Annotated in this window: 18 protein-coding genes; 9 read left to right on the top strand and 9 right to left on the bottom strand. The window is 62.6% G+C overall.

The window, feature by feature from the left end; translation table 11 throughout:
• Positions 1-94: 94 nt before the first annotated feature.
• The 4 genes from fabF to gmk all read left to right on the top strand — a co-directional run bounded on the left by fabF (position 95) and on the right by gmk (position 4,682).
• Positions 95-1,360 (top strand): beta-ketoacyl-ACP synthase II, encoded by a 1,266-nt coding sequence (gene fabF, locus ACFHWW_RS28700; protein ID WP_100672108.1) that lies wholly within the window; start codon positions 95-97, stop codon positions 1,358-1,360.
• A gap of 324 nt (positions 1,361-1,684) precedes the next feature.
• A complete protein-coding gene (mltG, locus tag ACFHWW_RS28695; RefSeq protein ID WP_100672109.1) occupies positions 1,685-2,884 on the top strand; it encodes an endolytic transglycosylase MltG in 1,200 nt (399 codons plus the stop codon).
• Between the two features lie 247 nt (positions 2,885-3,131).
• Positions 3,132-4,019, top strand: coding sequence for a YicC/YloC family endoribonuclease (locus ACFHWW_RS28690; RefSeq protein ID WP_324763168.1), 888 nt, complete (start codon positions 3,132-3,134; stop codon positions 4,017-4,019).
• Between the two features lie 3 nt (positions 4,020-4,022).
• Positions 4,023-4,682 carry a guanylate kinase gene (gene gmk / locus ACFHWW_RS28685; protein WP_379942511.1) on the top strand — a complete coding sequence of 220 codons (660 nt, stop codon included), beginning with the start codon at positions 4,023-4,025 and terminating at the stop codon, positions 4,680-4,682.
• Positions 4,683-4,794: 112 nt separating this feature from the next.
• Here the strand turns inward: gmk and rsmA are convergent, their stop codons facing one another.
• The 6 genes from rsmA to lptF all read right to left on the bottom strand — a co-directional run bounded on the left by rsmA (position 4,795) and on the right by lptF (position 12,552).
• The gene (gene rsmA, locus ACFHWW_RS28680; protein WP_379942509.1) at positions 4,795-5,619 is read right to left on the bottom strand and encodes a 16S rRNA (adenine(1518)-N(6)/adenine(1519)-N(6))-dimethyltransferase RsmA; all 825 of its coding nucleotides are present in this window, start codon (positions 5,617-5,619) and stop codon (positions 4,795-4,797) included.
• Positions 5,619-6,647 carry a 4-hydroxythreonine-4-phosphate dehydrogenase PdxA gene (pdxA, locus tag ACFHWW_RS28675; RefSeq protein ID WP_379942507.1) on the bottom strand — a complete coding sequence of 343 codons (1,029 nt, stop codon included), beginning with the start codon at positions 6,645-6,647 and terminating at the stop codon, positions 5,619-5,621. The genes rsmA and pdxA overlap by 1 nt, the downstream gene beginning before the upstream one ends.
• 9 nt (positions 6,648-6,656) lie before the next feature.
• A complete protein-coding gene (locus ACFHWW_RS28670; protein WP_018094668.1) occupies positions 6,657-7,607 on the bottom strand; it encodes a peptidylprolyl isomerase in 951 nt (316 codons plus the stop codon).
• 348 nt (positions 7,608-7,955) lie between these two features.
• Complete coding sequence (locus tag ACFHWW_RS28665; protein ID WP_379942505.1) at positions 7,956-10,301, bottom strand: LPS-assembly protein LptD; 2,346 nt, start codon at positions 10,299-10,301, stop codon at positions 7,956-7,958.
• Positions 10,301-11,383, bottom strand: coding sequence for an LPS export ABC transporter permease LptG (gene lptG / locus ACFHWW_RS28660; RefSeq protein WP_018094670.1), 1,083 nt, complete (start codon positions 11,381-11,383; stop codon positions 10,301-10,303). The genes ACFHWW_RS28665 and lptG overlap by 1 nt, the downstream gene beginning before the upstream one ends.
• Positions 11,380-12,552 carry an LPS export ABC transporter permease LptF gene (gene lptF, locus ACFHWW_RS28655; protein ID WP_100672115.1) on the bottom strand — a complete coding sequence of 391 codons (1,173 nt, stop codon included), beginning with the start codon at positions 12,550-12,552 and terminating at the stop codon, positions 11,380-11,382. The genes lptG and lptF overlap by 4 nt, the downstream gene beginning before the upstream one ends.
• Before the next feature lie 313 nt (positions 12,553-12,865).
• Between lptF and ACFHWW_RS28650 the strand changes: the two genes are divergently transcribed.
• Together ACFHWW_RS28650 and ACFHWW_RS28645 are read left to right on the top strand one after the other, a co-directional pair.
• Entirely contained in the window at positions 12,866-14,359 is a 1,494-nt protein-coding gene (locus ACFHWW_RS28650) for a leucyl aminopeptidase (protein ID WP_379942502.1), read from the top strand.
• A 19-nt stretch (positions 14,360-14,378) separates the two neighbouring features.
• Positions 14,379-14,828 carry a DNA polymerase III subunit chi gene (locus ACFHWW_RS28645; RefSeq protein WP_100672117.1) on the top strand — a complete coding sequence of 150 codons (450 nt, stop codon included), beginning with the start codon at positions 14,379-14,381 and terminating at the stop codon, positions 14,826-14,828.
• Positions 14,829-15,004: 176 nt separating this feature from the next.
• Here ACFHWW_RS28645 and ACFHWW_RS28640 read toward each other — a convergent pair whose 3' ends face one another.
• The gene (locus tag ACFHWW_RS28640; protein WP_379942500.1) at positions 15,005-15,931 is read right to left on the bottom strand and encodes a Gfo/Idh/MocA family protein; all 927 of its coding nucleotides are present in this window, start codon (positions 15,929-15,931) and stop codon (positions 15,005-15,007) included.
• Positions 15,932-16,113: 182 nt separating this feature from the next.
• Between ACFHWW_RS28640 and ACFHWW_RS28635 the strand changes: the two genes are divergently transcribed.
• A complete protein-coding gene (locus tag ACFHWW_RS28635) occupies positions 16,114-16,953 on the top strand; it encodes a GNAT family N-acetyltransferase (RefSeq protein WP_018094676.1) in 840 nt (279 codons plus the stop codon).
• A gap of 88 nt (positions 16,954-17,041) precedes the next feature.
• Here ACFHWW_RS28635 and ACFHWW_RS28630 read toward each other — a convergent pair whose 3' ends face one another.
• The gene (locus tag ACFHWW_RS28630) at positions 17,042-18,931 is read right to left on the bottom strand and encodes an ABC-F family ATP-binding cassette domain-containing protein (protein ID WP_379942498.1); all 1,890 of its coding nucleotides are present in this window, start codon (positions 18,929-18,931) and stop codon (positions 17,042-17,044) included.
• A gap of 310 nt (positions 18,932-19,241) precedes the next feature.
• Between ACFHWW_RS28630 and ACFHWW_RS28625 the strand changes: the two genes are divergently transcribed.
• Together ACFHWW_RS28625 and ACFHWW_RS28620 are read left to right on the top strand one after the other, a co-directional pair.
• On the top strand, positions 19,242-19,523 hold the full coding sequence (locus ACFHWW_RS28625; protein ID WP_003531620.1) for a hypothetical protein: 282 nt from the start codon (positions 19,242-19,244) through the stop codon (positions 19,521-19,523).
• A gap of 233 nt (positions 19,524-19,756) precedes the next feature.
• Complete coding sequence (locus tag ACFHWW_RS28620; protein WP_379942496.1) at positions 19,757-22,408, top strand: AMP-binding protein; 2,652 nt, start codon at positions 19,757-19,759, stop codon at positions 22,406-22,408.
• Here ACFHWW_RS28620 and ACFHWW_RS28615 read toward each other — a convergent pair.
• Positions 22,349-22,861 carry a DinB family protein gene (locus tag ACFHWW_RS28615; RefSeq protein WP_338278861.1) on the bottom strand — a complete coding sequence of 171 codons (513 nt, stop codon included), beginning with the start codon at positions 22,859-22,861 and terminating at the stop codon, positions 22,349-22,351. The genes ACFHWW_RS28620 and ACFHWW_RS28615 overlap by 60 nt on opposite strands.
• Between the last annotated feature and the right edge of the window lie 116 nt (positions 22,862-22,977).

Raw genomic sequence — 22,977 nt, 5'->3', positions numbered from 1 at the left:
ACGCTGTAACGAGATTTGCAATGCATGCGCGGGTCGCGATCGTCGCGTGGTCCGGTCCGGCGGTTGAATTGAACAGTCAGGGTGGGTCACGGGTATGAGACGTGTCGTTATCACCGGTACCGGCATGGTATCTCCTCTGGGTTGCGGAACCGAAGTCAGCTGGGCGCGTCTTCTGGCCGGCGACAATGCAGCCCGCAAGGTCACCGAGTTCGAGGTCGAGGACCTTCCCGCCAAGATTGCCTGCCGCATTCCCTTCGGCGATGGCAGCAACGGTACGTTCAATGCCGACGACTGGATGGAGCCCAAGGAACAGCGCAAGGTCGATCCTTTCATCGTCTATGCGATGGCCGCTGCCGATATGGCGCTGGCGGATGCCGGCTGGAAACCCGAAAGCGACGAAGACCAGATTTCGACCGGCGTCCTGATCGGCTCCGGCATCGGCGGGCTGGAAGGTATCGTCGATGCGGGTTACACCCTGCGCGACAAGGGTCCGCGGCGTATTTCCCCGTTCTTCATTCCCGGCCGGCTGATCAATCTCGCAGCCGGTCAGGTTTCCATCCGCCACAAGCTGCGCGGTCCCAACCATTCCGTCGTGACGGCCTGCTCGACCGGCGCGCATGCGATCGGCGACGCCAGCCGGCTGATCGCGCTCGGGGATGCGGACGTGATGGTTGCCGGTGGTACGGAATCTCCGATTTGTCGGATATCGCTCGCAGGCTTCGCCGCCTGCAAGGCGCTCTCGACCCAGCACAACGACAATCCTGAAAAGGCCTCGCGGCCCTATGACGCCGATCGTGACGGCTTCGTCATGGGCGAGGGTGCGGGCGTCGTCGTTCTGGAAGAACTGGAGCACGCAAAGGCGCGCGGTGCCAAGATCTACGCCGAAGTGATCGGATACGGCCTGTCCGGCGACGCCTTCCACATCACCGCTCCGTCCGAAGACGGCGAAGGCGCTTACCGCTGCATGCAGATGGCGTTGAAGCGCGCGGGCGTCACGGCTGCTGACATCGACTATATCAATGCCCACGGAACATCGACGATGGCCGACACGATCGAGCTCGGCGCGGTCGAGCGGCTGGTCGGAGACAGCGCTTCGAGGATCTCCATGTCCTCGACGAAATCGGCCATCGGGCATCTGCTCGGAGCGGCCGGCGCGGTCGAGGCCATCTTCTCGGCGCTCGCAATTCGCGACAATATCGCCCCGCCGACGCTCAATCTCGACAACCCATCCGTCGAGACGAAGATCGATCTGGTGCCGCATGTCGCGCGCAAGCGCGAGATCAATGTGGCCCTGTCGAACTCGTTCGGTTTCGGCGGCACCAACGCGTCGCTGATTCTGCGCCGTTACACCGGCCATTGATCCCTCGAGCGGGCGTCTTGCGAAACGGGTTGCCAAGGTAAGCGGAATTCGGGCAGATCTTCCGATCTGCATCGACCCGCGATCCCGCTTTTTGCCGCAATGCTCGCTACAAGCTGTCGCTGGAGTGGCGACGACTCGGGGCCGCCGCCAAGGGCTATGTTCGCGCAAGCCACATCTGGTAATTGTAGGATATTCATCGCAGGGCAGGCCGCTCTTTCACCGGAGCCGCAGAGGCTGCCGTAACATTCACTGGTCGCCGGTCTAATCCGAAATTCGCACCGGCGGCGGTTTGAAAAGGTTGCGAATTTCGGAATCGGGATAATCGTGAGCGACTCAAACGATAACAGCGCGGTGCAATTCGGCCGCAATGAAACCGGGAGCAACGGGCCGATCATTCCGAAGTCGGCCAACGAAGCGCTGCGTCCCGAAAGAGTTCCCCATCCGCCGAAGCGTTCACGCAAGGCGCGCAGCCAAGTCGTCATCTTTCTCAACTTCGTCATGACTGTGGTCGTCTTCGTGGCACTCGCGGCCGCCGGGGCCGTCTATTATGCCATGCACGAATACGAGAAGCCGGGTCCCTTGGAGGCGAACAAGAACTTCATCGTTCGCAGCGGCGCGGGCATCAGCGAGATTGCCAGCAACCTGGAGCGCAACGAGATCATTACCGACAGCCGCGTATTCCGGTTCGTTTCGGAAGCCTATCTGAGCAATGACACGCTCAAGGCCGGCGAGTATGAAATCAAGGCGCATGCATCGATGCAGGAGATCATGGAGCTTCTGAAATCCGGCAAGTCGATCCTCTACTCCGTCTCGCTGCCCGAGGGTTTGACCGTGAAGCAGATGTTCCACAGGCTTGCCGACGATCCGGTTCTTGTCGGCGATCTGCCGGCGGAGCTGCCGCCCGAAGGCTCCCTGAAGCCGGACACCTACAAGTTCACCCGCGGAACCGACCGTAACGAGATCATCAAGCAGATGACCGCTGCCCAGGAGGCGCTGGTGCAGCAGATCTGGGAGAAGCGGGATCCGGATCTTCCCGTGTCGACCATAGAGGAATTCGTAACTCTTGCGTCGATCGTGGAGAAGGAGACCGGCCGCGCGGACGAGCGACCGCGGGTCGCGTCCGTGTTCATCAATCGCCTGGAAAAGGGCATGAGGCTGCAGTCGGATCCGACCATCATCTACGGCATCTTCGGGGGCGAAGGCAAACCCGCCGACCGGGCGATCCTGAGGTCCGACCTCGACAAGCAGACGCCGTACAACACCTATCTCATCAAAGGTCTGCCGCCGACGCCGATCGCAAATCCGGGCCGGGCGGCGCTCGAAGCCGTCGCCAATCCGTCGCGCACGCCCGAACTCTACTTCGTCGCCGACGGCACCGGTGGACACGTCTTTGCGGAGACGCTCGACGAGCACAATGCCAATGTGCGGCGCTGGCGCAAGATCGAGGCGGAGAGGGCAGCGGAGGCAGCGAAGGCCATCGAGGCGGCACAGGATGCCGTCACGCAGACCGGGACCCAGCAATAATACAGGTCGCCAAAACCGCGCAGCGGTTTGGGATAACGACAATGCACGAAAGCAAAACCTGAAGCGCGCCGCATGAATTAAATGCGGCGCGCTTCAGCCTCATGTGGACGGGCTCGCCGCCGCGCGGATATTCCTTGCGGAGTTCGGCGCTGTCGCCATAGTGCTTCCCTCAACGACAATGTCGTGCCTCCCTCGGAGGTACAGAAATCGTTGTCACTTTAACGAATCACTGCCAACGGAGGAAACGATGCCGCTCCAATCGATGACCGGCTTTGCCAGGAAAGAGGGGAGCACCGGACGGTATCGCTGGGCCTGGGAACTCCGTTCGGTCAACGGCAAAGGTCTCGACATGCGGCTTCGCCTGCCGCCGGGACTGGAACGTATCGAGCCCGACTGCCGGCGTCTCGCCTCGCAGTACTTCTCGCGAGGGAACCTGCAGGTCGGCCTTTCACTGAGCGGTACGGAAGTTTCGGCGGAGGCAGTTCTCAACGAGGAAGCGCTCGCCGCCGTCCTGAAGCTTCGCGAACGATTGGGCGATGTCATCGATCCGGCGCCGCTCAAACTCGATACGCTGCTTTCCATTCGCGGCATCGTCGATTTCCGCGAGCCGGAGGAGAGCGAGAACGAGCGCGCGGAACGCGACGCGGAGATACTCGCCGGCCTGGAAGGCGCGCTCGCCGATCTGCGGACGATGCGGGAAGACGAGGGCAAGGCGCTCGGGCAGGTGCTGCTCGGCCAGGTGGAGCGCATCGAGAAGCTGACCGCGGTAGTCGAAAACGATCCGTCCCGCAGCCCGCAGGCGATCGCCGACAGGCTGGCGCAGCAGGTTTCGGTAATCATGGCTAACGCGTCCGGCATCGACCGCGAAAGGCTGCATGCGGAGGTCGCGCTGCTTGCGACGAAGGCCGATCTTCGGGAGGAACTCGATCGGCTGGGTTCCCATATCGGCGCTGCCCGCGACCTCCTGACAAAGGGCGGGCCGGTCGGACGCAAGCTCGATTTCCTTGCACAGGAATTTAACCGAGAATCGAATACCATCTGTTCGAAATCGAATGCCGCTGCCGTATCTGCCGCCGGTATCGAATTGAAGGTCGTGATCGACCAGTTCCGCGAACAGGTTCAGAATCTGGAGTAGGATATGAAACCGGCGACCGTTTCGCCCATCAAGATCGCTCGCCGCGGGCTGATGCTCGTGATTTCATCGCCCTCAGGTGCGGGGAAGTCTACGATCGCGCGCAATCTGCTCGAAGCCGATCCGGACTTGAGCATTTCAGTGAGCGTGACGACGCGTTCGCGGCGGCCGAGCGAGATCGAGGGGCGGCATTATTTTTTCAAGTCGATCCGAGAGTTCGAGGCACTAAGGGCAACGGACTCGCTGCTCGAATGGGCCGAAGTGCACGGCAATTACTACGGCACGCCGCGTGACGCCGTCGAGAGGGCGATGGGCGAAGGGCGGGACATGCTCTTCGACATCGACTGGCAGGGCGCCCAGCAGCTGCAGGAAAAAATGGCGGGCGACGTGGTATCGATCTTCATCCTGCCGCCGTCCATGGCGGAGCTGCAGTCGCGGCTCCATCGGCGCGCCGAGGATAGTGAAGAGGTCATCGCGACGCGGTTGGCCAATTCGCGCGCCGAAATCGAGCACTGGCGCGAATACGACTACATCGTGGTCAACGACGATCTCGACCGGGCCTTCTCCTCCGTCAGGGCGATCGTCGAAGCCGAGCGCCTTCGCCGCGACCGGCGCCCCGGCCTCTTCGAATTCGTCAACGGACTGCTGACGGAAAATCCACTCTGAGCGCGCCGCTTATCCCTTCGGCCGCCTTGCGGGAATAGGGTGCCGGCAGGCTATGAGGGGAAGACGGCGGGCGACTGCGGGCTCGTTCCTGCGCTGTCGCAAGCGTCCGACTCTACAGACAATTGGCCAGTCGGCAAAATTCTTCCACAGTCAGGGTTTCCGCGCGGCGTTGCGGATCAATGCCCGCCTTTGCAAGCAGCGCCTCGCCACCGAGGGGTTTCAGGCTCTGGCGGAGCATCTTGCGCCGTTGGCCAAAGGCTGCCTGGGTGACCTTCTCCAGTACCGCGGGCGAGCAGGGGATCGGAGCTTCGACAGGCTCGAGATGGACGACCGTCGACGTCACTTTGGGCGGCGGTGTGAAGGCCTGCGGCGGCACGTCGAATGCCAGACGCGCCTTTGTACGCCAGCCGCAGAGGACGCCGAGCCTGCCGTAGTGATCGTCATCGGCGCCGGCGACGATCCTGAGGCCGACCTCGCGCTGGAACATCAGCGTCAGGGATTGCCAGAAGGGCGGCCAGTGCCCCGGCAGCAGCCAATTGACGAGAAGCTGTGTGCCGACGTTGTAGGGTAGATTGGCGATGATGCGCACCGGGCCGTCGGCAAGCGATTCGAAGTCCACCTTCAACGCGTCGCCCTCGATCATGTCGAGCCGCCCCGGATAATGGGCGCCGATCTCGGCGAGTGCCGGCAGGCAGCGCGAATCGCGCTCGATCGCGACGACCTTCTTGGCCCCCAGAGCGAGGATCGCCCGTGTAAGGCCGCCGGGACCCGGACCGACTTCGATCACCGTCACGTCCTCCAGCGGACCGGCGGTGCGCGCGATCTTCTGGGTAAGGTTGAGATCGAGGAGGAAATTCTGGCCGAGCGCCTTCTTCGCGTCGAGACCGTGGCGCTGGATGACGTCGCGTAGCGGCGGCAGACCGTCGAGAGCCGCCATCAGCGCTTCGCCCTGCCGGCGTTGCGGGCAAGTTCTTCTGCAAGCCGCAGTGCCGCAAGAAGGCTTTCCTCGCGCGCGATCCCTTTCCCCGCGAGACTGAAAGCGGTTCCGTGATCCGGAGAGGTTCTGATGAAGGGCAGGCCCAGCGTGACATTGACGCTGTCGTCGAAACCGAGCGCCTTGGCCGGTATCAATGCCTGATCGTGATACATGCAGATGGCGACGTCGTAGCTTTCTCTCGCGCGATCGTGAAACATGGTGTCTGCCGGCAAGGGGCCGACGACGTCCAGCCCCTCGGCGCGCAACCGATCGATGACGGGGCGGATGACGGCATCGTCCTCGCGGCCAAGCGCGCCGCCTTCGCCCGCATGCGGATTGAGACCGGCAATCGCCAGGCGCGGCGCCGGTAGGCCGAAACGGCTCCTCAGGTCGGCCGCGGTGATCGTGCAGGTCTCGTAAATCAAATCCGGCGTCAGCGCTGCTGGAACGTCCTTGAGCGGGATATGGATCGTGACCGGGACCGCGCGCAGCTTCGGCCCGGCGAGCATCATCACCGGCAGGGCGGCAACGCCCGTTGCGCGCGCGGCGAGATCCGCGAGATATTCGGTGTGGCCCGGGAAGCGGAACCCCGCCTCGTAGAGCACTGCCTTGGCAATCGGATTGGTGGCGATGGCGGACGCCTCTCCCGCCAGCACGAGCCGGACGGCGGTGTCGATCGCATCGGTTACGGCGGAAGCATTCGCCGCATCGGGATTACCGGGAACGACGGGGGCAGGGGAGCGGACCGGCCAAACGGGGAGCGCCTGCCGGAAAGCGGCGACGGCCCCGTGACAATCGGTCTCGCATATCGGCACGGTCAGACCCAGGAGCTTGGCACGGGCGGCGAGTACCGCCGGATCGCCCACATAAAGAAACGGCGGTGTCGCCCGATCGGCCCGCTTCGCCCATACGGAGAGGCTGATGTCCGGGCCGATCCCGGCCGGATCGCCCATAGTCAGGGCGACCGGCCCGATGCTCGTCTCGCTCATACCGGCTCGTTACTTGTTGGCGATCTGCGCCTTCGAGCGCAGTTCTTCAAGATATTTGGCGCTGTTCGGGTCTTCCCCCTCGGCCCTCTTCTTACCGAGATCCTCGGCGCGGAAGACGATCTCGGCGGCGGCGTCGTCGTTGACCTGACGCTTCTTGCAGATTGCCAGATATTCGACGCCTTTTTCGGTAACGCGCGTACCCGTCGTCATGCCGTCGCCGGCCTTTTCGACGAGCGGCTTCCAATCTTCGGGCAGCTGCTGTGCCAGAATCCGGCCGAGGCTGCGGATCGAAACGTCGCGATAGTTCGCCGCGAAGGCCTTTGAGGTGTCGCAACCTGGAAACTGCGAGCGCGAGGCATTGGCTTCAGCCTGCCGCTTCGCCGTGATGGCGCCGCGCTTCGATTCGGGAATGACGAAGATGACCTGCTGCAGGAAATATTCCGTCGTGACCGGCTTGTTGCCGCCGCCCTGCATCATGCGCTTGACGAGGTCGCCGCCGGAAAGGCGGCTGGCACTGCCGTAGCGGAAGTTGACGACACGCGGCCAGCTCATCTGGACTGCGATATACTGCTTGAAATGGTCGATGCCGACGCCGGCCTGGTCAAGGATCTTGCCGAGCTGCTCCGGCGAAAGCTTGTTCCCGGCGGCGAAACGCGCGAAGGCGGCATCGACCTCCTCCGTGCTGACGGACTGCTGAACGCGCGCGATCTCGGCGCGCTTCAGTACCTCGTCGACGAGCTGCTGCTTGGCTTCGGCCGCGCCGCCGCTTTGCCGCTGAAGCCGAAGGAAAGCGACCCGCTTGGCTACGTCGCCTGAGGTGATCACGGTGCCGTTGACGACCACCTCGACGGTACTCGCCGCCATTACCGTGGTAGCCGTACCCGCTGCGACACTCAGCGCACCCGCCAGTGCAACCGCCGAAAGCAACCTCACGATCGCGTTTTTCCCGCCCATCATCATTCCCCTGTTCGTTCTGCCTCCCGTTGCCGGCGGCTTCAGTTGCCACACTGCCGACCTTGCTACGGCGAGCTCTGCGCGCTCCGCAAGTCGCGCGGCGTCATAGGTGTCAATGCGAGGGAAATGCATAATACATGCGGCCAAACAATGACAAGACCGCATGATCGATTCACGCCGGAGCGCCGTGCGTTCGAGCGGACGCCGGAAGGACGCTTCAACTTATGAAACCGTCCTTTCCGAAAGTCGATTCCGATCGGGCCAATGCGGCAAGGGTGGAACATGGCCACTTCAGAGCACTTCCAGGAAAAACGTAGAACGGTTTCCGTCCGGAAGTGCGCCGTTTCAAACGCTCTAGAAGTAGTCCAGTTCGTCGAACTTGGTGTCGCCGACATAGACGTCACCGAGCGTGCGGAAGCTGATGCGGGCGCCGATCGACCAATCGTTCGCGAGCGAACTGTCGGTGTCCCGCTCCTGCTTGTAGACGATCGAGAACAGCGTGTCCTGGTCGTCATAGGTGATGCCGAGGCCGTTGCGGGAGACGACGCCCGCGTCGATGTCGTAGGTCACCGCGCCGAAAACCGACCAATATTCGTGGAATCGGTAGGCGGCAGCGGTCTGGATTTCGTCCTGATCGAACGGTGAGCCATAGGTCGGCTGCGCTTCGATCCGCGTATAGGTGAGAGCGGCCTGCCAGTTCAGCCCGAGATAGCCGACCGTTGCATCGGCGCGGCGCAGCGAGAAGTCGCTTTCGTCCAGCCGTCCGGAGAGGCTCGCCATCAGACCGGACGGGGCATCGATACCCAACATGGCGACATAGTCGGAACTGTCGGTTTCGAGGCCCGAATCCGCCCCGACCTTGACGAGATCGTCCGTCGCGAAGGAATTGAGGCCGCCAAGGTGAAACGACTGGCCGGCTATGGCGCGCAGGCCGAAGCCGCTGTCGAAGCTTCCAGTATAGCGCAGGCCGATATTCGCGCGCGTACCGCCCTCGATACGATCGTAACCGGAGAATTTGTCGCGATCGAAGAGGTTGGTCGCATCGAAGACGAAACTCTGCGCGTCTTCGTTCGGCAGTCCGCCCGCATATTGCTCGTCCGGACGCGCATACAGCTGCCCGATCGGCTCGAGAACGTGGGTGCTCGTCTCTCCAGCGAAGAGGATCGGATAGCGCGCCTCGAGACCGGCGGTCAACATTCTACGGGTCTCGGCATCGCTGCTGCTGAAGTTGCCGGTGTAACCGACCGGGTCATCCACATTCATGCCGAGGGCATCGCCGCGTGCCGCGAGCAGCGGTGTCAGCACAAGTCCGCCGGGCGCAATGAAGGTCCGCTTCCATTCGAGTTCGCCGGTGAGCCTGTGCGAGGTACCCTCGAGGCCGCGGAAGCGCTCGACCCCCAGCACGTTTATCCTGTCGAGCCGGTTGCGCTTGATGTTGGTAAGGTTGAAATCGGCGTTGAGTTCGCCGCCCAGGATCGGCTCCGGTGCAGTGTAGGAATAGTCGAGGACCTGCGCGATCGGCTGCTTGTTTTCGTCGAGGCTGTTTGGGTCGGCATCCTGAATGTCGAAATAGAAAGCCCGCAGGTCGAAATAATTGCGTTTTCCAAGGCCCGTGAGATAGGCCTGGTTCACATAGGTCGTGCCGTCGAAGGTCGACAGATCGTAGGTCTTGGCGAAGTTGTTGTCCGACTGGACGAGGACGTTCCAGCCGAAGCTCCAGCGCGGATTGATCTCGAATTTGCCCCGCGAAGCGATCATGCCGCGATTGGTTTCCAGCGCGTCCACGGTCCCAGGTGTGAATTGCTCCCTGTCCAGCTGGCTGATGCCGGCGACGTTCAGCGTGTGCAGGCCGTTGTGGAACTGCTGCCGGAACTCACCTTCCAGGAGAAAACCCTGGCGGGTCAGCCCGGTGCCGGTGATCGTCGCGTCCATGTAGGGCGAGATCGCCCAGTAGTAGGGCACTCCTACGCCGGCGCCGAGCTTTTGCGTGTAGCGGAACTGCGGGAACAGGAAGCCACTCTTGCGCTTGACCGTATGGTCCGGGATTTCCATCACCGGAATGTAGGCGATCGGCTTGCCGAAGAGCTCGAAATAGGCGTGCTCGAGCCGAATGGTACGGGTGCGTCCGTTCTGAATGATTCGCTGGGCCTTGATGTGCCACAGAGAGCGATGTTCCGGCTTGGTGTTGCACGGCGTGCATGCGGTGTAGACAGCCTTGTTGAGGATGAATTCCTCGCCGTTGCGTCTTTCGCCGGTTTCCGCCGCCAGGCGCGTCAGATCCGTCGTTTCGATCCTGAGGGCCTGGACGAAGCCGTTGCCGAAGTCGTCGGTGACGTCCATTCTGTCGGCATAAACGATGTTGCCGCCCGGCTCGATGAGCTGGATGTCGCCGATCGCGAGGATGCGGCCGGATTTCTGGTCGTAATCGACCTGCCGGGCCACCATCTTGTAGCCGCCGTATTCGATCTGCACATTGCCGCGTACGGTCACCTTTTCCGTGTCGCGATTGTAGACGAGCTCATTGGCGGTCAGCAGCAGCTTGGCGTCGGCAGGAATATTCGGCTGCAGTTCGTCGATTCGCGTCCCTGCATCCTGCGCCTTGGCTGGCGCATTCATTCCGATGGCAAGCATATGCAGCGCCACGCCTGCAAGCAGGGCAGCGTTGGTAAGCTTCATGCGTTTGCGGTTGCCTGCCGCCACTAGCCATCCTCCTGATGCAGTAGAATCGTCGAGCCCAGCGCCATTGCTACAACAACCGGCAGCCAGGCTGCAACGAACGGAGGCACAATGCCGCTGCTCCCGAATGCTTTGACAAGCACGGTGACGACATAAAGCACGAAGCCCGACAGGATTCCACCGAGAATCACCGATCGAGATTGGTTGAACCGGCTAAATTTTAACGAGACGCAGGCGGCGATCAGCGTCATGGCGACGAGGAGCAGCGGCAGCGACATGAGAGAGTGAAATTGCGTTTCCAGGCCGTTGGTGGAAAAGCCGAAGGACCGTGCCACTTCGATTTTCCGCGGAAGGTCAAAAAACTGAATAGAATCAGCCTTTGCCAGACGTTCCTGGACGAAATCCGGCTTCAGGTTGGTGCGAAGCTGTGCCGTTTCCATACGACGCGGCAGGCGCCCGACCTCCGTCTCGACGACGCCGTTAAGAAGCCAGTAACCATCTTCGAGTTTCGCCGACTTCGCATCCTGCCGGAGCGTGATTGCGCCCTGTGGATCGAAGTGGATAACGGTCACGTTGATCAGCTCGGTGCCGCCGTTCTGGACGGAGCGTGCGCCGATGATCGTGTCGGTGCCGTCGTAGATCTGCCGGAGCCAGGGAATCGAGTTCGCGGCGGCCGAACGGGTGGAGCCCCACTCCGCCTCCAGCGCTTCCGCCTTCTTGGTTCCCCAGGCGGCAAGCGGGTTGATCACGACCACGGCAAGCACGCCGAAGAGCAGGGCGCCGACGACGAATGGACGCAGGAATTGCCAGACGGAAATGCCCGCCGCCCGGGTTACGACGAGTTCATAGCGCCGGTTAAGGGAGATCAATGCAGCCATCGCCGCGAAAAGCGCGACGAAGGGCACCGTTTGCTGCAGAATCGTCGGAATGCGGAACGCGGTCATCAGCAGCGCGCCCGACACCGTGTAATGTGGCAGGTTCGACATGCGGCTGGTCAGTTCGCTGAAGTCGATGATGAAGATCAGCGCGAAAATGCCGACGAGGAACCAAAACGTGGTGCGTGCATAACGTTTGAAGAAATAACGTCCGAGCGTGTTGAAAATCATGAGGGCTGCTCCCCGTCGGCACCCGCCGGCCGCACGAGCCGTAGCCTGACCATGAGGTCAGTGAGCTTTTCCTGCCAGGTCATGGGGATGTCGAGGCGCCGGTTGCTGGCAAGCTGCTGTATGGCAAGCGCTCCCGTCACCAGCGGGATCAGATACATGAGCGGCACGAACCATACCGAATCTTCGGCGCTGTTGGCCGCGTAGAACGTCATCCACCGGATGACCAGAGCCGCTCCAAGAGCGCTGACCATCGGGTGCACGCGTGCCTCGCGATGCGACCGGGCATCGCTGCTGACGACCAGTGCAATGAGGCCGAAGAGCAGCGGAAAGGTCCATTCGGTGAAGCGCCGGTGCAGCTCCGCCGCAAAGGCGCGCGGAGCTCTCTTGTAGGCTTCGTCGTCGGGATCGGGGTCAAGCAGATAGAAGAGATCGCGGTCCTTGGCGCGGATATTGGCCTCTCCCGCCATCCTGGTCAGGTCGGTCAGATCGAAGGCGTAGGAGTCGAACTTGATGATGGAAACGTCGCCGTCCGGCAGTTTGCGGTGGACCTCTCCGTCCTTCATCACCAGCGCGGAGCGTTCCTCGTCGACGGCTCCTTCGCGCGCATAGTAGACGAGTTCGAAATTCGGATCGCGCGCATCGGCGACGAAGATGCCCTGCAGCACGCCGCCGCTGCGGCGGGCGCCGACCTGAACGTAAAGCCCGTCGGTAATCTTGCGGAATGCGTTCTCCTGGACGACGGAGGCAAGCAGATCCGCATGGGCCGTCGCGATCATCTTGCGTACCGCAACGCGCGAATAAGGCTCGACGAAATTGTCGATGGCGAAGGAGAGGACGCTCAGTCCTGCCGCGAGAAACATCACCGGCCGGATGATGGACATGCGCGAACTGCCGGCGGCACTGAGCACCGTAAGCTCTGAATCGGTGTTCATCGCGCTCAGCGTCTGCGTCACGCCGATCACCAAGGCAAAGGGCAGGATGATCGGCACGACCGACGGCAGAATCAGCGTCGCGAGCTTCAGGAAGGCAATGATCGATTGACCGCTGTCGGTAACGAGGTTGACATTGGTGAGCGCCTGCGTGGTCCACACGATGCCCATCAACGGCAGGAGCGTCGCCAGGAACATGATCGTGGCGCGCCGGAATATGTAGCGTTCGATGAGCTTCATAGCCGTATCCGGTCCAAGGTCCTGCTCAATTTCGTATGCCGTTCGGTTGCGGACGAGCGCGCAATTTCTTGCCGGCCGAGGTGGCCGTCTTCGTCCCCGTGCCGCGAATCGGAGTATGCGACAACAGGGAAAATATAAGCCGAAGAATTTCGGTTAACCGCATGTAAACATGTGCGAGCATCTTGCCAAGCGCCTGAAAAGCGAGAAGGGTGCGCCCCACAGCTTCGATCACCGCCGACGTCGCGAATGTCGGTCACTGTAGCCGTCCGGTAACAGGCCGGGCGCCACCGTCAGAAAGTGCCTGGAGTCCTGCATGCCGATGAAATTCGAGTTTTCTTTCAGCAAATCCCACCGCCCGGCCGGCGGCGTCGCGATACTCCTGCAGGTTGCGGGCGCCAAGGAAGCGGCCGGGGCGGCTGTCGCCGATCCGGAGGGCGTCCTGCCGAAGGCGGCGAAGATCGGGAAGTTCACGGGCAAGGCGCTCTCGACTCTCGACGTCATTGCGCCGCACGGCTCGCCGGCCGATCGGATTGTCCTGCTCGGCCTCGGGGACGCGGGCGGAGTCGGCGATCACGACTGGCTGAAGGCCGGTGGCGCCGCGGCTGCGAAATCGCGGTCTGCCGAAAAGATCACGGTTTTCCTCGATGCGCCGGGGCTCGAAGTCACCGGCAAGGCAGCTGCGGATTTCGCCCTTGGCATGGAAATGAATGCCTACGGCTTCGAGAGCTACAAGACCCGGAAATCGGATGACGAGCCGAAGGCGGCGCAGAAACCGGTCAAGGTCACCATCGTCACCGGCACGGTGATCGCAGCGAAAAAGGCCTTCACGACGGCCCAGGCGGTCGGAGAAGGCGTGTTTCTGGCGCGCGATCTCGTCAACGAGCCCGCCAACGTGCTGGGCCCCGTCGAGTTCGCGGCGCGCGCGAAGGAACTGGAAAAACTCGGCGTGGATGTCGAGATCCTGACCGAGCGGGAGATGAAGAAGCTCGGCATGGGCGCACTCCTCGGCGTGGCGCAAGGCTCGTCCCGTCCACCGCGGCTGGTGGTCATGCAGTGGAAGGGTGGAAGGGCCAAGGAAAAGCCGGTCGCCTTCATCGGCAAGGGGGTCGTCTTCGACACCGGCGGCATTTCGATCAAGCCCGCTTCCGGCATGGAGGAAATGAAGGGCGATATGGGCGGAGCGGCGGCAGTGACCGGCCTCATGCATGTCCTTGCTGCGCGCAAGGCAGCCGTCAATGCCATAGGTATCATCGGGCTCGTGGAGAACATGCCGGACGGAAGTGCCCAGCGGCCGGGCGACATCGTGACGTCCATGTCCGGGCAGACCATCGAGGTGATCAACACCGACGCCGAAGGCAGGCTCGTCCTCGGCGATGCCCTCTGGTACTGCAATGATCGCTTCAAGCCGCAGCTGATGATCGATCTGGCAACGCTGACCGGCGCGATCATGGTAGCGCTCAGCAATCATTACGCGGGGCTGTTTTCGAACGACGACCGGCTGGCGGAGCAGTTGCTCGCCGCCGGTTTGGCGACGCAGGAGCGACTGTGGCGGATGCCGCTCGGCAAGGAATACGACAAGATGATCGACAGCAAGTTCGCCGATATGAAGAACACCGGCGGCCGGCACGGCGGCTCTGTCACCGCGGCGCAGTTCCTGAAACGCTTCGTCAAGGACACCCCCTGGGCGCATCTCGACATCGCCGGCACCGCCATGGGCTCGCCGACCGACGAGATCAATCAGTCATGGGGCTCGGGCTTCGGCGTTCGTCTCCTCGACCAGCTGGTGCGCGCGAACTACGAATCGTGACCGTTGGCCCGAGATCGGAATGACCGAGATCCTTTTTTACCACCTGACGGAATCGAAGCTCGAAGACGCCCTGCCGCCTCTGCTCGACAAGAGCATCGAGCGCGGCTGGCGGGTGGTCGTGCAGACGATCGACGCCGAAAGGCGCGATGCGCTGGATACGCATCTATGGGTCTATCGGGACGACAGCTTCCTGCCGCACGGGACGGACGCCGGCGATTTCGCGGCGGAGCAACCGATTCTCGTCGTTGCCGATGAAGGCAACCGGAACGCCGCGACTGTGCGCTTCGTCGTCGACGGCGCCGAGCCGCCGCCGGTTTCGGAATATGAGCGGGTTGTTTTCATGTTCGACGGCTACGACCAGCAGCAGCTCGAGGCGGCGCGCGATCAGTGGAAGCGGCTAAAGGGCGAGGGGCACAATCTCACCTACTGGCAGCAGAACCGTGACGGAAGATGGGAAAAGAAGGCGTGATCGACGCGAATCAGGCCGGAACCGGTTGCCCCGCATCCGGCCTGCCTTCCACCTTCTCCCCGCAGGCGGTGCGAAAGAGACTCGCGGCAGCGTCGTACTCGTCCCCTCGGGTTTAACCGGGGAGAGGGGCATCAGCGGCGGCGAGGGCGACAGCACCATGTCCGCACACGCCACACTTAGTCGTGGAATGCCTCGACGAATTTGCGGCGGCCGAGCATGAAGGCGTCGGCCACGTGCCGGAGCGGCGCCAGGTCGACATCCGATCTGCCGGCTTTGATGATCTCGGCGAAACGCCGATAGAGCATGGGGTACTCCTGCTCGGGCTCCTCGTGGACGATCTTGCCGTTGATCGCGAGTTTGGCGCCGCCCTCGGAGAGGACCATCTCGCCCGCGTCGGTTTCAGCGACGATGTCCCAGCTCTGCTTGCCTGTCTGGCGCCAATCGAACTCGGCAGCGACATCGAGCTTTTCGGCATCGCTGAAGGCGATCGTGGCGGCGATCGGCGCGTCGCGATTTTCGGGAAATTCGAGTGTCGCGGAGGTGATGAAGACCGGCCGGGGCAGGATGTGGGTCATGATCGAGAGTGCATTGATGCCGGGATCGAAGACGCCCAGACCGCCGGCTGCCCAGATCCACTCCTGGTTCGGATGCCAGTGGCGAACATCTTCCTTCCAGATGATCCGGACGTTGCGTATCGCGGTCGACGCCAGAAACGTCTTTGCCGCCTCCACTGCCGGCGCATAGCGCGAGTGCCAGCTCGCGAAAAGCGAAACGCCTTTTTCGTCCGCCAGCGCCTCCAGGTCCGCGACCTCGCTCAAAGTCGCGCCCGGCGGCTTTTCGAGGAAGACATGCTTGCCGGCGGCAAGTGCGGTACGCGCCGCCTCGTAGCGGTATTGCGGCGGCATGCAGAGCGAAACCGCCTCGACCCCCGGCACGGCCTCGAGCATGGCCTCGATCGACTTGAAATTGTCGATGCCGTCCACCGTTCCATGGCGGCTCGCGGCTGCGATCAGGCGGTAGTCCGCGTTCTTCGCAAGCGCCGGCAGATGTTGATCGCGCACGATCTTGCCGACGCCAACGATGGCAATGTTGATTGGGGACATGGTGTTTTCCGCCCTGATTAGTATGATTTATTCCGCACCCTTTTAGCAGATTGGGAAATGCCGACAAGCCGGCATCCAGTTGCAAAAATTAGCCTAGCCGCTTGGGTGGACAAGATGGAACCCAAATCTATCTTGTCCGTCTTCTTGCCTCTCGAGGGGGGTCTCCGAAGTCAGGATTTCAGATGCCACATATTCGTCTTGCGACACGGGCCGAGCTCGACACGATCATCGACTGGGCCGCCAGGGAGGGATGGAATCCCGGTACTGACGACGGCAATGCTTTCTGGGCCGCCGATCCAGAAGGCTACTGGGTCGCGGTCGAGGAAGAGCGGCTTGCCGCTGCCATTTCGCTCGTGCGCTATGGCAGCGGTTACGCGTTTCTCGGCTTTTTCATCGCCGACGAGGCGTATCGGGGCAGGGGCATCGGCCTCGATCTCTGGAAGTGGGCGATTGCAAGGGCCGAGGGGCGGACCATCGGCCTCGACGGGGTCGTGGGCCAGCAGGGAAACTATCGGAAATCGGGTTTCGGCTGGGCGCACGCGAACATACGCTACGGCGGCGTGGTGAACGTGACCGAGCCGCCCGGCACCGAGCTTGTCGACGTGGCGCCGGTGCATTCGGCGACGCTGATCGATTATGACATGAGGTTCAATCCAACGCGGCGCGAGGCGTTTCTGCGCGAATGGACCAAGCAGTTGCAGACGCGCAGAAGCGTGGTCCTGCTGCGAGACGGCGCCATCACGGGGTACGGAACGATCCGCAAGTGCCGCGAAGGCTACAAGATCGGTCCGCTGCTCGCCGACAGCGAGACCGGTGCGGATCTCCTGTTTCGCAAGCTCGCAACCGGCACCGGCGGGGAACGGATCTATTTGGACGTTCCCGAGCCGAATGCGTCCGCCCGAGCACTTTGCACGCGCTACAACATGAAGCCGGTTTTCGAGACCGCCCGTATGTATCGCGGACCGGCACCGGATCTGCCGCTTGCACGGATTTACGGGATCACGACCTTCGAGCTCGGCTAGAGCGGGATGAGGAAAACTGTGCCATTTCCGCCGATGTCTTTAGGTCGACCCGACCTAAAGACATCGTGATCGAGAGCAGCCGGGCTGATTATCCCGCCATCGCTTCCTCGTATTCCGCCGACAGCTCCAGCCATTGCTCTTCCGCAGCAGCAAGTTTCTCGACGGCATCGGCGCGCTCCTTGGCGCGCTGAGCCGCTTTTGCCGGGGCCTTCTCGTAAAGCGCGGGATCTGCAAGCTCCGTATCAAGGGCCTGAATCACTTTCTCCAGTTTGGCCGTCAAGGACTCGATCTCATTGATCTTTTTCCTGAGCGGTGCCAGTGAGGCTCGCCTGTCCGCATTGGCCTTTCGCTGGTCTGCCTTGGAGAGCGCCTCATCCGATCCGTTCACCCTGGGCTTGTCGTCCCTGGGCTTCGGCCCGCCGACGATCAGCCCGCGATAGTCCTCGAGGTCGCCGTCGTAGTTCGTGACGGTTCCTTCGCGCACCAGCCACAGCCGGTCGGCCGTCGCTTCGATCAGGTGGCGATCATGCGAAATGAGGATGACCGCGCCGGAGAAGTCGTTGAGGGCGGCGATCAGTGCATTGCGGCTGTCGATGTCGAGATGGTTGGTGGGCTCGTCAAGGATAAGCAGACTTGGCGCCTCGAAGGCGGCAAGGCCCATAAGAAGCCGCGCCTTTTCGCCACCGGAGAGATCCTTGGCCGCGGTGTCCATCTTCTCGGTTGCAAGTCCCATCTGCGCCACGCGGGAGCGCACCTTCGCTTCCGGCGCTTCCGGCATGCGGCGGCGGACGTGCTCCACGGCGCTCTGCGTCGGCACGAGGTCGTCGAGCTGGTGCTGGGCGAAGAAGCCCACCTTCAGCCCCGGGGCGATCCGCACCTCGCCGCTTTGCGCGGGGAGGCGTCCGGCGATGAACTTCGCAAAGGTGGATTTGCCGTTGCCGTTGGACCCGAGAAGCGCGATCCGGTCGTCCGCATCGATGCGCAGATTGAGCCTCTTCAGGATAGGCTTGCCCGGTTCGTAGCCGACCGCGCCGCCCTGGATGGCGACGATGGGCGAGGCCACCTGCTTCTCCGGGTCCGGAAAGGTGAAGCCCTGGACATGGTCTTCGATCACGGCTGCAACGGTGCCCATCCGCTCCAATGCCTTGATGCGGCTCTGGGCCTGACGGGCCTTGGAAGCCTTGGCCTTGAAGCGATCGATGAAGCTCTGCAGATGCTTGCGGGCCGCCTCGTTCTTGGCTTTCGCCTTCATCTGCAGTTCGTCCGCTTCCGCCTTTTGCCGCTCGAACTGATCGTAGGAGCCGCGGTAGAAGGTGAGCTTCTTCTGATCGAGGTGAACGATCGCGTTCACCGCGGTGTTCAGGAGGTCGCGATCGTGGCTGATGATGATCACGATGTGCGGATAACGGCGAATATAGTCCTCGAGCCACAGCGTTCCTTCGAGGTCGAGATAGTTGGTCGGCTCGTCGAGGAGCAGCAGATCGGGCTCGGAAAAAAGGACCGCGGCAAGCGCCACGCGCATGCGCCAGCCACCGGAAAAGGAGGAGGCGGGGCGTTTCTGCGCCTCGTGGTCGAAGCCGAGACCGGCGAGAATGCTTGCCGCGCGCGCTTCCGCAGAATGGGCGCCGATGTCGGCGAGCCGCGTCTGGATCTCGGCGATCCTGTGCGGGTCGATCGCCGTCTCCGACTCCGCGATGAGCGCGGTGCGTTCCCTGTCGGCGTTGAGCACGATTTCGATCAGAGGCTCTTCCGTCCCCGGCGCTTCCTGTGCGACCTGCCCGATCCGCGCGTTCTTCGGCAAGAAAACACCGCCGGCTTCCGCCGCAAGCTCGCCGGTGATGACCCGAAACAGTGTGGACTTGCCGGCGCCGTTGCGCCCGACGAGCCCGGCCTTCGTGCCCGCCGGAAGCGTCACGGAAGCGTTGTCGATAAGCAGACGGCCCGCAATGCGGGCGGAGAGGCCGGATATCTGGATCATCCGGGCCTTTTGCCCGGACTTTTTCGGGAAGGCAAGAGGCTCGCGCCACTGCTCTCGCGATCGCTCGGATAAGGATGCCGAAGGCATTTTCAAGTAAGGATTGTTATGGATTCATGGACAACGTGTTCCGATAATCAATACTTCCCATCCTCATCATGAGGCCCCACATCTTCGGACGGAGAGCACGAGAATGCTCTTCTGACCCTTTGATCAGACCGGGCGCCATCGGCGAGGCCACCGCGTCCGGAATGGTGCCGATCAAGGCGGTCGCGACGAAACCTTCGTTCAAGCGAACGACCGATCAGGAGTGATGATCATGAGGAACGCAATCCATACTGCTCTCGCCGCCACCCTCGTTGCCACAGCCGTTCTCGGCGGTGCGTCCGCAGCCTTTGCCGGCGGCAGCTATTATCAGGGTGTCAGCGACAAGCCGCTCTACACCGAACGCGCAGCGCGAGCCGGTGACCAGACGGCCGTTCGCCGTGCTGACGGCTCCCTCGACCGTACGTCCACCGGTTCCGTCGGCTATGCTCCGCAGCCGAAGGTCGTTTCCGGCGGTGAAGGCGAATATTACCAGGGCCTCAGCCGCTAAGGCCACAGCCGACGAGTCACGGAGCGGGCGCGGCCTCCCACGCGCCTGTGGCTCCGCCCGAACGAAAGGCCCGGTTCCCCCGAACCGGGTCTTTCGTGCTCCGGGGTGGCCTTTTCAAACGGCGCACTCCGCGCGCAAAACCGTTTCGCACAACGTCCTCTCTCCGCTTCGCCCTTTATACTTGACGATGGGAGTCAGCAATAATATGCCGCCTTGCTAAAATGGAGGTGGTTTTGGGCGGCTCAGGCGAAGTTTCGGTGTCTCCGTTCGGTGTTGCAAGTCTTGCTGCGCGGGGCGACCGGCCGGCGCTGCTTTTGCGCGGCGGGCGGATCGTGAGTTACAGCGAACTTGCCGAGCGCATCGACCGGCTCGCTTCTCGGTGGCGCGGCGATCGCGGCCTGGTCATAATCGAGGCCGATCTTTCCGAACACGCTATCGTCGCTTATCTCGCAGCACTCGAGGCGGGCCACGCGGTCGCCCTGTGCGGCACCGCTTCCATGGTCAAGGATCGCGACGTCTTCAAACCGGAATATTGCTACCGCCGCTTCGGCGATCGCTGGCGCATGGAGCGGCTGGCGGGAAATGCGATCGCGCCGCATCCCGAACTTGCCGTCCTGCTCTCGACGTCCGGCAGCACCGGGCAGGGAAAATGGGTGCGGCTGTCGCACATGAATATCCAGTCCAATGCGCGATCAATCGCGGAATATCTCGGATTGACGGAAGCGGACCGAGGCTGCCTCATCCTGCCGCTCCACTATTCCTACGGGCTTTCCGTCCTTAACGCCCACCTCGCCGTGGGCGCGAGCGTCTATATGCCGGGCTGTTCCATCCTCGACGAGGGCTTCCTCGATGAACTTGCGCAGAGCGGCAGCTCCAATTTTGCCGGAGTCCCCTATTCCTACGACCTCCTGGAAATGGCGGGATTCCGGGAGCGGGATTTTCCGGCGCTGCGCTTCATGACTGTGGCCGGCGGACGTTTGGCGCCGGAACTCGTTCGCCGCTACAATGAGCATCTCTCCGCGCGCAACGCGTGCTTTTTCGTGATGTACGGCCAGACAGAGGCAACCGCTCGCATGGCCTATATGCCGCCGGACCGCCTCCGGGGCAGGGAAGACCGGATCGGCATCGCCATCCCGGGCGGCAGCCTGACGATAGAGGACGACGGTGGAAGGATAATCTCCAGCGCCCATCAGCCCGGCGAGCTTGTCTATCGCGGGCCGAACGTGATGATGGGCTACGCGTCGTCACGCGCCGATCTCGCGCGGGGGGCCGAGTTGTCGGAATTGCGGACCGGCGATCTGGCCGTAAGAGATGCGGACGGGCTCTTCCGGATCGTCGGACGAACAAAGCGGATATCGAAGATTGCCGGCCTCCGAATAGGTCACGACGGTCTGGAGGCGGCCCTGGAGCGGCACGGCGTCGCCGCGGCCGTGGTCGGCAGCGACACCGAAATTCATGCCTACTATGTGGGAAACCGCGATCCGGATGAAGTTCGCCGCCTGCTCGTCGAGGCGAGCGGCTTGACCTTGATGCATTTAGGGGCTTCCCGCCTCGACAAGTTGCCGAGATTGACATCCGGCAAGATCGATTACCCGGCCCTTCGCAAGCGGCCGGCCGCGGCAACGTGCGGCAGTTCGGAAGAGGGGGACGTCGAGCCGCTTTTTGCCCAGCTCTTCTATCCGAAGAAGGTTCGACGGGAGGACAGCTTTCTGTCGCTTGGTGGCGACTCGCTCCGTTTCGTCCAGCTTTCGATCGGCCTCGAGAGGAGGCTCGGAGAACTGCCGGAGGCCTGGGAAAAGCTCTCGATCGGCGAACTCGCCGCCCTCGGCAGCCGCGATCGAAGGAGCCGCCGAATCGGCGCGGATCTGCTGATCCGGGCGCTGGCGATCCTGCTGGTCGTGGTCCACCACGAGACGCTTTGGCCGATTCCGGGAGGATCGGCTGCCATGGTCATTCTCGCCGGCTTCGGTCTAGCGCGCTTCCAGAGCGGCGCACTGCTCTCCGGCGCGATAGACAAGCTGCTGCGGCCGCTCGTCCAGATTCTCGTCCCTTATTATCTGATCGTGGCGGGCTACACGCTCGCCTGGGGCCAGGTACCCTGGGCGTCGGTCTTTCTCGTCGGGAATTTCGGCTTTGCCGACCCCGGGCGCCACGGCATGGTGCCCTATCTTTACTGGTTCATCGAAGCCTATTGTCAGATGCTGCTGGTGTTTGGCGCTCTGTTTGCCGTTCCGGTCGTCCGGCACGCCGCGGCCAGGAGACCTCTTGCCGTGGGCATGGCGCTGTTCGCCGCGGGTTTCGCTGCGCGGATGGCGTTTCCGCTTCTCGTCGATATCGGCAACCGCCAGATATTCACCCTTCCATGGATCTTCTACATGGCTGTGCTCGGCTGGTGTGCGGCAATGGCCGAAACGTGGAAAGAACGCTCGATGGTAATGCTGGCAGGAACAGGCGTTTTCCTGTTCCTCGGGCTCTACGAGGGCGTCTGGATCGGGACGAAGGTCAAATATCTGCTGCAGATCGCCGTCCTGGCGGCGCTGCTCTTCCTGCCGCGCATTCGCATGCCGCAATGGGGTACGCGGCTGGTCCTGCCGCTTTCCGCAGCGGGCTTTCATATCTACATCCTGCACCGTTTCGTGCCGGAGTTGCTGTTGCTGCCGATCCGGCCTTTGCTCTCGCCGTTGGCGTTTGCCTTCTGCTCTGTCCTGGGGGGCATCGCGCTCGGCATTGCCGCCTGGCTGGGGCAGGGGCGACTTATCGCGTGGCTCGCCGGTGCCCGAGACAGGCGCATCTCGCTTGCCGCGGAGGGCGGCTCCGGCCTCGCGTCACTCGGCCCACTTCTTGCCCTCGGTCCGCAGGAAGAAAACCAGGTCCAGCGTCAGTGAGGGCTGCCTAAGCGCGGTCAAGATCGCATGCGCCTGGCCGCGATGATGGGTCTGATGGTTGAAGAAGTGAGCGAGCGTCCGTGCGAGCCGTTCCGTGACCTCGACCGGATTGGTGAGCGGAGAGTAGGTGAAGTGCCCTGCAAGGCGCGCCTCGTCGAGGCTGTCGACCCAGGCAATGATGCGGTCGTCCTCGGCCGCCCGCGCCGCCGTCAGTCCGGTGAAATCTTCGTGCAGAATGGCGTCAAGCCGCGACGGCGCCTCGCCCTCTTTCGTAAACCGCTTCATCCAGATCCGGTCCGCCGCGAGGATATGGTTCAGCGTCCCGTGCAGCGAGCCGAAGAAGGCTCCCTTGTCCTCGCGGTATTCCGAATCCGGTAGTTCCGAGACGGCAGCGTAGACACGCCGGTTCGCCCAGCGATTGTAGTCGGCAAACATCCGGTAATGGTCGAGCATCGGCAATCTCCTCGTGTGGTCGGCTCCTCGTGTGGTCGGCAACCTATCGCGAATCCGTATCAGGGTGTCGAATGCTACTGATGAAATTAAGTGATTTGATCCGCAAGCGGTGCTCC

The sequence above is a fragment of the Sinorhizobium sp. P24N7 genome (assembly GCF_042436655.1).
In the GTDB taxonomy this organism is placed as follows: Bacteria; Pseudomonadota; Alphaproteobacteria; order Rhizobiales; family Rhizobiaceae; genus Sinorhizobium; species Sinorhizobium meliloti_A.
This window is presented reverse-complemented; position numbering and strand designations above follow the sequence as displayed.